Annotated in this window: 12 protein-coding genes; 2 read left to right on the top strand and 10 right to left on the bottom strand. The window is 46.4% G+C overall.

Features of this window, described 5'->3' with window-relative positions; all coding sequences use genetic code 11:
• The first annotated feature begins 104 nt into the window (after window positions 1-104).
• Both HMPREF0373_RS03250 and HMPREF0373_RS03245 read left to right on the top strand, forming a co-directional pair.
• Window positions 105-650, top strand: coding sequence for a V4R domain-containing protein (locus tag HMPREF0373_RS03250; RefSeq protein ID WP_021738165.1), 546 nt, complete (start codon window positions 105-107; stop codon window positions 648-650).
• 9 nt (window positions 651-659) lie between these two features.
• Window positions 660-1910: a sensor domain-containing diguanylate cyclase gene (locus HMPREF0373_RS03245; protein WP_021738164.1), complete on the top strand. Its 1251-nt coding sequence runs from the start codon at window positions 660-662 to the stop codon at window positions 1908-1910.
• Window positions 1911-2011: 101 nt separating this feature from the next.
• Here the strand turns inward: HMPREF0373_RS03245 and HMPREF0373_RS03240 are convergent, their stop codons facing one another.
• The 10 genes from HMPREF0373_RS03240 to HMPREF0373_RS03195 all read right to left on the bottom strand — a co-directional run bounded on the left by HMPREF0373_RS03240 (window position 2012) and on the right by HMPREF0373_RS03195 (window position 13327).
• Window positions 2012-2998, bottom strand: a complete 987-nt coding sequence (locus tag HMPREF0373_RS03240) for an electron transfer flavoprotein subunit alpha/FixB family protein (RefSeq protein ID WP_021738163.1) — start codon at window positions 2996-2998, stop codon at window positions 2012-2014.
• 13 nt (window positions 2999-3011) lie between these two features.
• Entirely contained in the window at window positions 3012-3791 is a 780-nt protein-coding gene (locus tag HMPREF0373_RS03235; protein ID WP_022034938.1) for an electron transfer flavoprotein subunit beta/FixA family protein, read from the bottom strand.
• Between the two features lie 92 nt (window positions 3792-3883).
• Window positions 3884-5020: an acyl-CoA dehydrogenase family protein gene (locus HMPREF0373_RS03230; RefSeq protein WP_044962711.1), complete on the bottom strand. Its 1137-nt coding sequence runs from the start codon at window positions 5018-5020 to the stop codon at window positions 3884-3886.
• A 104-nt stretch (window positions 5021-5124) separates the two neighbouring features.
• On the bottom strand, window positions 5125-6552 hold the full coding sequence (locus HMPREF0373_RS03225; RefSeq protein ID WP_044962755.1) for an FAD-binding oxidoreductase: 1428 nt from the start codon (window positions 6550-6552) through the stop codon (window positions 5125-5127).
• A gap of 382 nt (window positions 6553-6934) precedes the next feature.
• The gene (locus tag HMPREF0373_RS03220) at window positions 6935-7189 is read right to left on the bottom strand and encodes a type II toxin-antitoxin system Phd/YefM family antitoxin (RefSeq protein WP_021738158.1); all 255 of its coding nucleotides are present in this window, start codon (window positions 7187-7189) and stop codon (window positions 6935-6937) included.
• 248 nt (window positions 7190-7437) lie between these two features.
• Window positions 7438-8226 (bottom strand): anaerobic sulfite reductase subunit AsrB, encoded by a 789-nt coding sequence (gene asrB / locus HMPREF0373_RS03215; protein ID WP_021738156.1) that lies wholly within the window; start codon window positions 8224-8226, stop codon window positions 7438-7440.
• 4 nt (window positions 8227-8230) lie between these two features.
• Complete coding sequence (asrA, locus tag HMPREF0373_RS03210) at window positions 8231-9277, bottom strand: anaerobic sulfite reductase subunit AsrA (RefSeq protein WP_021738155.1); 1047 nt, start codon at window positions 9275-9277, stop codon at window positions 8231-8233.
• The gene (locus HMPREF0373_RS03205; RefSeq protein WP_021738154.1) at window positions 9262-9939 is read right to left on the bottom strand and encodes a TorD/DmsD family molecular chaperone; all 678 of its coding nucleotides are present in this window, start codon (window positions 9937-9939) and stop codon (window positions 9262-9264) included. The genes asrA and HMPREF0373_RS03205 overlap by 16 nt, the downstream gene beginning before the upstream one ends.
• Complete coding sequence (locus HMPREF0373_RS03200) at window positions 9936-10661, bottom strand: 4Fe-4S dicluster domain-containing protein (RefSeq protein ID WP_021738153.1); 726 nt, start codon at window positions 10659-10661, stop codon at window positions 9936-9938. The genes HMPREF0373_RS03205 and HMPREF0373_RS03200 overlap by 4 nt, the downstream gene beginning before the upstream one ends.
• A gap of 23 nt (window positions 10662-10684) precedes the next feature.
• Complete coding sequence (locus HMPREF0373_RS03195; protein ID WP_022035127.1) at window positions 10685-13327, bottom strand: molybdopterin-containing oxidoreductase family protein; 2643 nt, start codon at window positions 13325-13327, stop codon at window positions 10685-10687.
• Window positions 13328-13577 lie beyond the last annotated feature (250 nt).

Genomic DNA, 13577 nt, shown 5'->3' with positions numbered 1-13577 from the left:
CTTCCTTGCATATTAAGTTTTTAAATGCTATACTAGAAAATAGTAATGTCGTTTCTATGTATATGATTTGGGTGTCAAAACAACAGTAAAGGGAAAAGAAAATTATGGACAATAATATATTTATGGAGGATCAGAAACCGCTCTCTTTCGAACAGTATCTGCAATATGATGAAAAAAGCCGCAGCAATCTCGGGGAAACGCTTCCGGTTCTTGTTTATCGTATGTTGGAATATTCAATGAAAGACGAGTTGGTCTCCCGCCTGGGGAAAGATGCGCAGATTGATATTTTCCGAAAAGCCGGACAGCGCAGTGGGGAATATTTTGCCCGGAACATGCTGCATCTGGATCAGCCGTTGAATCAGTTTATCAGCGAACTGCAGGCAAAGCTGCAGGAACTCAAGATCGGTGTTCTACGTATTGAAAGTGTGGACGAGGAAACCGGACGCATCACTCTGACTGTCTCAGAAGATGCAGACTGCTCCGGTCTCCCGGTTCTTGGTGAGACGGTATGCAACTATGATGAAGGATTCCTTTCCGGTATTTTATCCGTATATACCGGGAAACCATACGCTGCCATCGAGATCGACTGCTGGGCAACCGGCGACCGTGTCTGTCGTTTTCGTGCAGAGATTGTGAAATCGGAAGGATAGGTTTTCATTATGCAGGAAAGCAAAAACTGTGAATTACTCTTTGAATATTTACGCAGCATTCTATACGATGCGAAAATAGAAACGCTGAATATTTTTGATCTGGATGAACCATACCGCAAGCTGGGTCAGGGACTTCAGTTCCTTGAAAATGCGATCGGAGAAATGAAATCCTATTCCGAAGCGCTTTCCCATGGAAATCTGTCCGTTGACACACCGCCCAGAGACAATTTTCTTTGTGAAAACCTCAAAAACATTCATGCAAACCTGAACCATCTGACCTGGCAGGCAAAACAGGTGGCAAAAGGCGATTACGCCCAGACGGTATCCTATCTGGGGGAATTCTCAGAAGCATTTAATACGATGACCGGTCAGCTTCATGAACGGGAAGTATCCCTGAAGGAAGAAGCGACCCGTGAGAAAGCACATGCAAACATGCTGGAAAGTTACAACCAGCTGCTGATGCAGCTGATCGACCGCAGTAACGAAGATATTCTGGTGACCAGCGTGGATCATCAGGAAATCCTCTACCGCCATCAGCGGACCTCCGGCGATACACTATCCAATGAACTCTATGTGCTGTGTATCCGGCATCTTGCCGAGAAAAATGCAGACCCCTTTCAGGGTGAGCAGGCATATGAATGGATCTGGGAAACAGAAGATTCCCTTCACCGCATTTACCGCATCACGACCGGTCTGATGGAATGGCAGGGGCAGAAAGCGTATGCCCATATCATTCAGGATATCACCGAAGAGAAGCAGCGTGAGCAAAAACTCACCGCAGAAGCTTACCACGATTCTCTCACCGGCATCGGAAACCGCTATTTTCTGATCGAGCAGATGGAAAAATTACTGAATAGCAAGCGGCAGCTTACCTTCTGCTACTGCGATCTGGACCATTTAAAATACATCAATGACACTTATGGTCATCTGGAGGGGGACTGGTATATCTGCCATTTTGTACATACCATGAAAAAATTCATCCGAAAGGAAGATATCCTGGCCCGTATCGGCGGTGATGAATTCTGTCTCGTTTTGGAAGGCTTACCGGGAACGATTGCCCGGGAACGGCTTATCGATATCCAGAATGCCTTTGACCACACAGAAGAAAAGCCATACCCCAAAGGGTTCAGCTTCGGAATCATCGAAATTCCGGCCAACCATGATAAACTGACTGTCAACGACGTGATTCATCAGGCTGATTATGCGATGTATCAGCAGAAAGAACTGCACAAGCAGGCTTATGCACCATTTCTGACATAATAATAAAGAAGTCCCATACTTTTATAAAGCATGGGGCTTCTTTCTTTTATTTAGTGTATAAAATGGATTTGGATTAGCGTATTTTTATCTTATATTTCTTTTTATGCTTCTTTGTATTTTTTGATTTCCTCGATCATCAGAGGAAGGATCTTCATGGCATCACCGACAATTCCCACATCTGCGATATCAAAGATTGGTGCATCCTCGTCTTTGTTGATGGCGATGATATATCCGGATCCGATCATACCGGACACATGCTGTGTGGCACCGGATACACCGCAGGCAATATACAACTTCGGTGCAACAATCTTGCCGGACTGACCCACCTGATGGGAACGTCCGATCCACTCTTCTTCAATGGCCGGTCTGGTGGCACCTACGACACCGCCGCAGACATCTGCCAGCTGCTGTACCAGTGCAAAGTTTTCTTTGCTTCCCATACCACGGCCACCGGATACGATGACATCGGCATCTTCCAGGTTGACTGCCTCACTGATTTCTTTTACCACATTGGCAATCTTGGTAAATACCGTTTCCTCTGCGATTTCAATGGTTTCTTCTATAATTTTGCCGGCTTTTCCCTCCTCAATTGATTTGGAAAAAGAGCCGCCGCGCACGGTGGCTACTGCCGGCCGGGTATGCAATACAACATCATTCAATACATTTCCGCCATATACCGGGCAGGTAAACACATACTGATCTCCGTCAGCCACAATATTCATGACATCAACGGCACATCCTGCATCGAATTTCTGTGCAGCCAGCGGAGTAACATCTTTGCCCTCCTGGGTCGCTGCTGCCAGCACCAGCGCCGGTGTATATTTCTCCACCAGTTTTGCCAGCATGGCCGCCCGCACTTCCGGACGTTTCTCTTCGGTCTTTACAATGACTGCCTCATCCGCACCGGCTTCAATAGCTGTTCTGGCCGCTGCATCCGGCTCTTTTGCAAGAACAGCTGCGATAACTTTTTCACCTTTTTCTCCTGCCAGTTCTTTTGCCTTTGCCAGAATCTCAAGTGCCGGGCCAACCGGAGTGTCCCCGGCAGTCTCAACATATACTAAAATATTTTTTCCTTCTGTCAGACTCATTTCCTGTGACCTCCTACAATACCTTGGCATCCGCGATGAGTTTCATTGCCTGGGCAACAGACTCCTCCGGGGATTCTGCTTTGATTTTCACACCAGCCTGACGTTTTGCCGGTGCATATACTTTTACGACTTCCATCGAAGATTCCGGAATCTCACCAACCTCCAGTTCACCGATTGGTTTCTTTCTGGCTGCCATCTTGCTCTTGATGGTCGGATAACGTGGATCGTAATTCGGTTTCTGAATCGTCACAACACATGGCATAGAAGCTTCCACTTCATTATATCCGGTCTCGGTCTCCTGTCTGATTTTTGCGGTGCCATCTGCGGTCTCCACTGCTACCACATTGGCAACTGCCGGAACATTCAGCTCTGCTGCCAGCAGCAGACCCGTCTGGCTTGCCGCATAATCAGTGGATTCTTTTCCGCAAAAAATAAGATCAAATGTCTTTCCTTCTGCAGCTTCAATGTCTGCTTTTGCTTTTGCGAGAACTTTCGCAACTGCCGCACCATCTAATTTTTCAGCCTCGTCACACTTTACGAGGTATGCATGGTCAGCACCGACTGCGAGGCAGTTCTTTAAGGAGTTTTTCACACTGTCATCTCCGATGGATACCACAGTTACTTCACTCTCAGCAACAGCTTCTTTCAGACGTACTGCCATTTCCTCTGCATATGTATCAAATGCATTTACGACAGGTGTCACCCCGTCCAGTGCCGGTTTTCCCGTAGCTTCATCCAATGAAATTTCTACGGAATCGTCCGGAACCTGTTTGATGCAAACTAATATTTCCATGATGATTTTCTCCTGCATTTTTTTGTTTGTATTCCGCCGATTTTCAAAAATGTCCATCAGCAGAATACATATATTGTTAGATAAGGGATAGCTTACTTTCCTATTACGCTGTTTGAGATAACAATTCTCTGTACCTCGTTGGTTCCCTCAAAGATCTGGAAGATCTTGGCATCTCTCAACAGCTTCTCTACCGGATACTCACGACTGTATCCATATCCGCCAAACATCTGGATTGCCTCAGAAGCAACTTCCATTGCAATATCGGAAGCATAGCATTTTGCGATAGCAGACTCTTTGGTGTACGGAAGACCCAGATCCATCTTGGTCAGTGCATGAGCTACCATCTGACGTGCTGTCTCAGTCTTGATCTCCATATCTGCTACTTTGAATTTCAGTGCCTGGTTTTTGATGATCGGTTTGCCAAACTGTACACGCGCTTTGCCATATGCGATAGCCTCATTGATGCCGCGCTGTGCAATACCGGTTGCCACACAACCCATCCATGTACGAGCCTGATCCAGTGTCTGCATTGCGATATTGAAACCTCTGCCTTCCTCACCGATCAGATTGGAAGCCGGGATTCTGACATCCTCCAGCACTACATCACAGGTATTGGATGTACGGATACCCATCTTGTTCTCTTCTTTTCCTGTGCTCAGTCCAGGAGTTCCTTTTTCTACGAAGAACATAGACATTCCTTTGACACCTTTTGTCTTATCTGTCATGGCTGTTACACAGTAGAAAGAAGCGATACCGCCGTTTGTGATAAAGCATTTTCTTCCGTTCAGTACATACTCATCACCATCTTTGACTGCGGTTGTCTTGCCTGCGCCTGCATCGGAACCGGCACCCGGCTCAGTCAGACAGAATGCACCGAATCCACCGTCCAGGATCAGATCACACGCACGCTGCTTTAATGCTTCACTTCCTGCGATCAGCACCGGTTTCATACCAAGTCCGCTGGCGGAAATGGTAGTTGCAAATCCAGCATCCGCAATTGCCATCTGCTCGATGAGTGCTGCCACATCCACCCTTGATAACCCCGGGCCGCCATATTCCTCCGGAACTTCCAGTGCCTGATAGCCCTGCTCGATTGCTTTATCGTAAATCTCTTTTGGCCATTCACCGGATACATCATATGCTTTACACTGTTCTACGACCTCTTTCTCGCAGAAATTTTTCACATCCTGTAACAGATCCTGTGCTTCTTCAGAAATTAAATATGCCATTTTGAATCCTCCTCCGCTAAACGCGTTTTTCATATCTTTAACAACTATTCTGTCAAATCATCTAATTTCGTTTTTCTTCATACCGCTTCTGCAGTTTTGTTCCGCTACAGCGAATAACATACCTTACCCGGATTTAAGATCATCTTCGGATCAAATACTTCTTTGATGCCTTTCATCAGGCGCATGCTTGTCTCACCTGCAAAAGCTGCCAGATAATCCATTTTTCCATAACCGATTCCGTGTTCACCGGAAATCAGTCCACCGCATTCGGCTGCTTTTTTATAAATAATATCCATGAAATCCGCAACTTGTTTCTTGAACTCTGCCTCATCCATATCGTTCGCACATGCATAAATATGTAAGTTTCCGTCACCTGCATGACCAAAGCTCTTGATCGTAAAATCGTATTTTTCTTCCAGTGATTTTACAAACGTCAGATACGGTGCAATCTGATTTACCGGAACGACCACATCACACTCATCCAGCAGCTTCGTTTCTGCCTCAATTGCTTCCAGGAAAGAACTTCTTGCTGCCCATGCATCTTTCTTCTTCGCCGGTGTATCAGCCACCAGTACGTCAATCGCACCTGCCTCAAGTACCACCTCCGCTGCTTTTTCCGTAATCTCCTCCAGAGATTCCATATCATCTCCGTCAAAGGTTACCAGCAGATACGCACCGATGTCCACGCCTTCCAGTTTCTGTGGAAATACGCTCTTGCCGAGGTAACGCTCGGAAGCCAGAACGATTTCTTTCTCCATAAATTCGATGGCCTGTGGCTGTAAATGCTCCATAAAAAACTTCGGAACAGTTGCAATACAATCTTCCAGATTCTCATAAGGAATGATCAGGCTGATGGTCTCCTTCGGAGCCGGAATCAGTTTCAGTGTCAGTTCAGTAATAATTCCTAACGTACCCTCAGAACCGATCATCAGATTCAACAGACTGTATCCGGTGGAAGTCTTGGAAACCGTTGCACCGAGTTTTACGATCTCACCGGTTGGAAGTACGACCGTCATGGCTCTGACATAATCTCTGGTACAACCATATTTTACGGCTCTCATACCACCTGCGTTTGTAGATACGTTTCCACCCAGTGTGGCAAATTTTTCACCTGGATCTGGTGGATATAACAGTCCCTGCTTTTGTGCATCCTCAGCCAGATCGTTCAGTAACACACCAGCTTCCACACGAACCACAAAATTCTCTTTGTCATACTCCAGGATTTTATTCATCTTGGACATATCAATCATGACACCGCCATGCAGTGCAACTGCCGCACCGGTCAGACCGGTTCCTGCGCCTCGCGGAATTACCGGAATGCTGTTTTCATAACACAGCTTTACGATTGCTGCGATGTCCTCCGTTGTAGTAGCCTCGACCAGTACCGTCGGTGCTCCTTTTCCATAGATTGGCATTTCATCATGAGAATAATCTGCATTAATCTCATCTCCGGTAAACACCTTGCCCGGAACGATTTTTTTGAATGCTTCGATCAGTTCCGGTGTTACCTGATTGTAACTGTAATCTGCCATCATCCAAGTCCTCCTATACCCATTTTTTAATGTAATTTATACTATCCTGCGTTCTGATCATTCAGAATACAAGGAATCATCATTTTATACCTTCCATTCTTTGTCTGGCTTCTTGTTTGGTAGTACCAATTATATGATATTTTTTTGGTAGTACCAATCACTATAAAAAATAAAGTTTTTATTTCGATCCTAACGATTCTGTAAAAACACGTTCTTTTTGATTGGTTCTACCATTTCTTAACTGCTTTATATTCTAGCCCTTTCTCATCTTTTCGTCAACATTATATTACACAAAATCTTGTCAAAATTTTCAGCACATTACACAATTTTTCTTATTTTTCCAAAAGAAAAACACCTTTTGGTATTAATCTTCCTCTCATCCTTACTCATATTCCTCCAGTTCTTCTAAGGATTTTACAATAAATCCTCCAGCTTTTGCTTCTGCAGATGACTTATCCAACATAGCAAGATACTCCGCATTCTTTTTGGCTTTCAAGAGTTCATTATATTTTTTCTCCGATACCATTACAACATTCTCATTCTTTGGTCTTGATACTATAATTGTCTCGCCATTAAATACTTTTCGACACCATTCTTTAAAATTTGCTCTTACACTCATACTTTTTACAGCAATCATTCTTAAAAATCCTCCATCGTTTTAAAACCGTACGTTTTTTCGTACATTAATTGTATGTATTTATTTTATGTTTGTCAATCTTTTTTATTCTATATTATTAATTTTTCCAGCCACACACAAAACATATATACAATAAAAACAGGGTCTGGAATCATTTTCTCAGCCAGTGTTTGTCAACTGCAGAAAAAATGATTCCAGACCATGATGGTTCTGTTTCCAGCTTTATTCTGAATACCTATAAAAAATTTCTAATCGAAAAGTTCTTTGGCCTTCGTATAGTTAAATACCGGTCCCTCCAGGCAGACATAAGTCTCATTGATCTTGCAATGTCCGCACTTTCCTACTGCACAGGACATCTTACGTTCAAAGGATACCCAGATTTTCTCCGCCGGGACACCGCATTTCATACATTCCAGTGCAGCAAACCGCATCATTGGCGGCGGACCTACAATCACTACGTTATAGTCCTCGAAAGTATCAAACGGCACATCCGGAATAAATTTCGTTACCAGTCCTTTGTGGAATCCAGGTGCCTCGGAGTTGTCCAGACAGTACGTACAGTGGAACCGCTCCGCAAATTTTGCACGTTCTTCGTTGAACAACACGCAGTTGATATCCTTGAATCCGGCGATGAGATATACCGATTTGCAGATTTCCGGATGATCATAAAAATGAGTCAGCGTGGTTTTTACCGGTGACATACCGGTACCACCACAGATCACCAGCAGATCCTTATTTTCAAACTGATCCACCGGAAATGCATTTCCGTACGGTCCACGCATAAACAGTGTATCTCCGGCTTTCAGGTCAAACACACCACCGGTCAGTCGTCCGACTTTACGGATGGTAAATTCCACATAACCCGGTCCTTTTCCACAGACAGAGATCGGCGCCTCTCCGATTTTCGGCAGAGACAGCTGGAAAAACTGTCCATATCCAGGATCTTTGTCACATGCCACACGAATTGTAAACTCTGCCGCAGTCTGACGGATAACACTCACGATCTTATGCGGTTCCGGTTTCATAATATTTTCCATTGTCTTACGCCTCCTCTCCCGCATTCATTTTTTCAATTTCCGCTGCCAGACCGTCCACCGCATCAAAGAACGAAATCTGCTTCGGACATCTCATATCACAACGACCGCATCCGACACACATCTGTGCATCACAGGCTATGCCGTGTGCTCCGTCCTTTGCAAAACGGTCTGCAAAATCATAAAACTTATGCAGCACTTTAAATCGCATATTTGCTCCCGGTGTCTTGCGGGCACGATTGCCACCGGCTGTCATCGTATAGGACTCCAGCATACAGGAAGACCAGACTCTGCGGCGCTCACCGCTGCGGCTTCCCTCCTGGTAAATGACATCTACTGTATCAAAACAGCTGCAGGTTCCACAGACGGTATTACATCCGCCACAGGACATACATTTCTCATCATACTGTGTCCAGTACTCCAGATCACTGATCGGTTTTAACATACTGCGATCTGTAATCTGCGGAATATGCAGTTTTTTCTGATTCTCCTGCACATATTCCGGTGTAAAATCACAGGCAGATGCCGATGCAAATGCCGCACCCAGCGTCTCATCTTTGATATCCACCAGCACCTCATTCTCTGTAATGCGGAGTGCTGCGTCATACTGATCTGTCTTATTCGTTCCCATGGATACACAGAAGCAATGTTCAAAACTTTCCCTGCATTCCAGCATGACTACCTTTACTTTCTCACGCAGTCTTGCATAGAAATAGTCTGCATGACCTCCATTTTCCATGAAAATACAGTCCAGTCTTGCCATTCCGTTGATATCACAAGGACGGGCAATCACAATGATTCCTTTGTCATCTGCAAGCTCACTCTCCGTCACTTCCGTATCGGTAAAATAAAACATCGTCTGTGACACCGGATAGTAAGCTTCCTTCGGTGAAAAATCTGCCTGACGATCCAGCACGATCTGATCCACCGTCTTAATCTCACGATAACGCACGTTCTTCTTTCTCTGATCCAATGCCGGTGCATACACATGATAAGCCTCTGACCAGGTTGCCAGAATATCATTCATCTTGTCATAATCTACGCGATATCCCATATTGCACCTCCCATTGCCAGCATTTCTCTCTCCTGCTCCAGAAATACATTCGTCACTTTTCCTACTGCCTGATAAAACGCGGTCTGTGCATATTTGCTGATATCCATGCAGAAAGCTCCCGCCCATTTCAGATGTTTGCGTAAAAACTCATTCTGGTCACGGGAAGACATTGCCGCACGATCTGCATTATCCGTCTGACAAGACAGTAACTCTTCCTCACACAAAACTGCCATAAACTCCAGCTCCAGGCCGATATGATCGTTCATCGTACGGAACATATCCTTACTCGGCTCCCAGCCATGCAGCGCATACAAAGCCAGCGTCTCCTGCTCGGTACGTCCGCCGATCTCACGTTTTTTGTTCGTATAAATGGACTCATACGGGAAGGCAGCCACTCCGGTTGCTTCTCCTGCTGCCAGAAACGTCTTGGCATAATCAGCAGCCACATCCTCCAGATCCTCATTGTTCAAATCTGCAATCGCCTTTTCCAGCCCTCTGTAAGCTTCCGCCAGTTCCTCATTGGCGCAGTCTGTCGGAAACTGCATCTGTTTCATGTTCGCCAGCGTCTCCTCATCTACTTCCATGATATATAAGCCGCCAAGGAAACGGTAGAGTCCTGCTCTGGCTCTTGCCAGTTCTTTTCTTACTTCCACCTGCTTCATTCCACTTCCGCCTCCTTTTCCTCATTCATTTCCGTACGCACCACGTTCGCTTTTTTCAAATGATCTTCAAAAATCCGATGTGCCAGTTCACTTTCCGGCTCCTCGTACATACCGTTGTGCAGTGCTTCTTCAAATTCAAACGGAAGCATGTCGATCCATTTCTGATTCTTCAGGATAAACCGTCCGGACGGATGATTTCCGTTGTCATCCTTCAGCGTGTATACGTGACCTTCGTTCGCTGCCAGAAGCTTGGATACTTCACTCTCCGGATCATTGATATCACCGAAATGCAGGGCACGTCCTGCACAGTTTCTGACACAGGCAGGCTCTTTCCCTTCGTCCCGCAGCTGTACACAGCCGGTACATTTGTCCATGACACGCAGTTCTTTGTTAAAATTGTTCGCATGGAACGGACATGCCTTTTTACAGCTCTGACATCCGATGCAGAGATCCTGATCGATATAGATCACTCCATCGTCTTCATCCTTGTAGCATGCGCCTGTCGGACATACATCCACACAGCTCGGATCCTCGCACTGCTGGCACATTACCGGCAGAAAGTACATCTGCAGATCCGGATACACACCTGTCGGTCCCATATGATATAACGTGCTTCTGGAACGTCCCAGAGCCACTTCATTTTCTGTCTTGCAGGCAACCTGGCATCCACCTTTACAGCCGATGCAGCGGTCAGCCTCTACAACCATTGCATATTGTTTCATCACTTTGTCTCCTTATCCGTTCCTTATGCCTTACCTAACGGAAGCCAATTTACAAAGTCTTCCGGTTTCTGCCAGATGCCTTCCGGCGCACTGTCTGCTTTCGAAATCCGTACCTGATAAGCACGAAGTGTATGAGTACCAACGACATCGTTAAACGGTGCGGTTGATTTTGATAAAACATTGACGTTTGTCTCCTGCCAGCCATGCGTCTTTGTATTCATCGTCTCCGGATGCCAGAAACGCTCCATACATACCGTTCCCGGATTGATTCCCTTTGTGACCAGTGCTTTCGCACGGATCTTGCCTCGCTTGGATTCTACCCATACCCAGTCTCCCGGTGCGATACCATACGCTTTTGCCACATCCGGATAGATCCAGATCTCCGGAACCGGATACAGCTCACGCATAGCAGCCGCATTACGCAGCGTCGAATGATGATAGAACGGTACACGGCCGTTTGTCATAACGAGCGGATACTCCCTGGCAGTATCATCATCACGGACCGGACTCTCCACCGGCTCCAGATAATACGGAAGCGGCTCATAATCCTTATCTGCCGGTTCAAACTCAACCGGTAAAAACGGCTGACCGGTTCTTCCCAGCGTGATCATACTCTCCACATATACTTCAATCTTCTTCGACGGTGTATCAAAACCTTTCGGCAGACCTGTCGCATCATCAATCTGCTTGTATACATAATAAGACTTCCATTCTTCTTTGGACATATATTCGAATGGTGCTTTTTTCTTCATTTCTTCCCATGTCATGCCGATGGCCGGTGTCAGATGATCAAAAAACTCATCCATGGAATCCCAATACGGAAGCTGATCTCCCATAAATTCCGGATCAAAAGCTTTCTGACACATCTCATGACCGAGCTCGGCACATTTTTTAGCCAGGCGGGACCAGATCAGCGTCTCATCCATCGTCTCCCAGAGGTGGACAACCTGCTGTCTGGCTACCAGCATATTACAGGTCTCAACGATCATATCCGTCTCAAGCCACTCCTCCGTCGGCAGCAAAATATCTGCATAGCAGGAAAAAGAGGTCGGATACATATACATATGTACGATAAAATCAAGCTTTTCGATTGCCTCTGCCCAACGGCCGGATTCTGCCAGCACACCGAGCTTGTTACCGGAACGGTCGATCCACATCCGCGGCTGATACGGTTTCTCTGTCAGGATCGCGTTCAGCACGCTGCCCGGATGTCCCGCATACCAGATACTTAAGCCCTTGTGCTCTCTTCCTCCCAGACGTTTCTTCAACTGCTCCGGTGGCAGACACTTCAATGCAACCGGCACCGGATAATTCGGTACTTTCAGTACACCGCTGGTACGGAAACGCTGCATCAGCGCACCCGGTTTCTCCAGGTTACCCATCAGAAAATCAATCGTATCCGCAGCCATGGCAGCCTGTACAGAGTTCGGTGTCTGGTCCGTTGCCACACCAAGGCAGATACCGCTTGGTGCATTCTCCAGATACATCTCGATCGCAGCTTTGATACGGTCTGCATCCAGCCAGCAGATCTCTGCTGCTTTCTCCAGCGTAAACTCCTCACAGCGCTCATACAGTAACTGCATACCGGTCTTGTATACTTTTCCGTCTACTTCATACGTGCCCCATAACGCCGGGGATAACTTCTCATCATACGGATACTCCATCGGCTGCATGGACGCTGTCTTCTCATCCCATACATAAAACGTATCCGGTGCACCGTTCTCACCCTTTTTCGCACGGGCAAAGAAGCGGCTTTCCACCTCTACCAGATACGGCAGGTTGGTCCAGCGTGTCACAAATTCTTCATCATATCTGCGATTTTCCAGAATATAGCGGATCCATGCCATCTGCAGTGCTACATCCGTACCCGGACGGATCGGCAGCCAGATATCTGCCTTTGCCGCATCCGGTGTAAAACGCGGATCAATACAGATCGTCTTTACACCCTTCGCACGCAGTTCGTTGACCATACGACCGCCGCTGGCCGGTGCGGAATAAGCAGGACCTGCTCCCCACAACACCAGACATTTGATCTGTGCATTCTCATAATCATACAGTTCCAGTGCATTGGAATCCGCGATACTGGAATCCGCACCACCATACATCATGGCACAGGACAGCACACGCGGCAGATAACACTGCGCGCAGCCCGGCTCATACCAGTTCGGCGTTCCGAATACATTACAGAAACGGGCGATACTCCAGATTTCCGGATTACCACCGCCGCCTGTGGTACAGAACAACGCTTCCGCACCATATTTTTCACGGGTTTCCATGGCTTTTTCCGCCACACGGGTCAGTGCCTCATCCCAGCTGATACGTCTCCATCGTCCGCTTCCACGTTCACCAACGCGCAACAACGGATACTTATTACGGTTCGGATGGTACAGTGCCTGAATACCAGCCAGACCCTTTGCACACATACGTCCCTGGCTCATCGGATCCACCGGATTTCCCTCCAGCTTGATGACGCGGCCATTCTTCACATGCGCCAGAACACCACAGTTTGCGATGCAGGCACGACAGGCAGTCTTCACAATCTTCTCTTCATCATCGATCTCCATGACCTTCGGCTCACATTTGGTCAGATATCTGCGCTTTGCAGTCACCGCTTCCAGCCCGGAAATCGCTACCGACGAAAAAAACTTCTTTGCATTTGCTTCCACCAGTTCATTCCTCCTCTTCATTCACAACAGAATAATAAAATCCATAGTCAAATTGTATGTTATTTTTTTGGTATACCATGAGTATTCTTCCTGCGTTTATTATAGTGGACATGTAGAAAGATGTCAACAAGTGTGATGTGGCTAACCTTCTTTTTCTCAAAAAGGTAATTTTTCAAAGTCAACGCAACAAAGCTATTGCGCTGAATCTGGTGGAAATTTTGTAAGCGTCAAATAAAACAGTGTATAGAAA

It is taken from the genome of Eubacterium ramulus ATCC 29099 (assembly GCF_000469345.1).
GTDB lineage: Bacteria > Bacillota > Clostridia > Lachnospirales > Lachnospiraceae > Eubacterium_I > Eubacterium_I ramulus.
The sequence above is the reverse complement of the archived record's forward strand: the minus strand, read 5'-3'. Positions and strand labels throughout refer to the sequence as shown.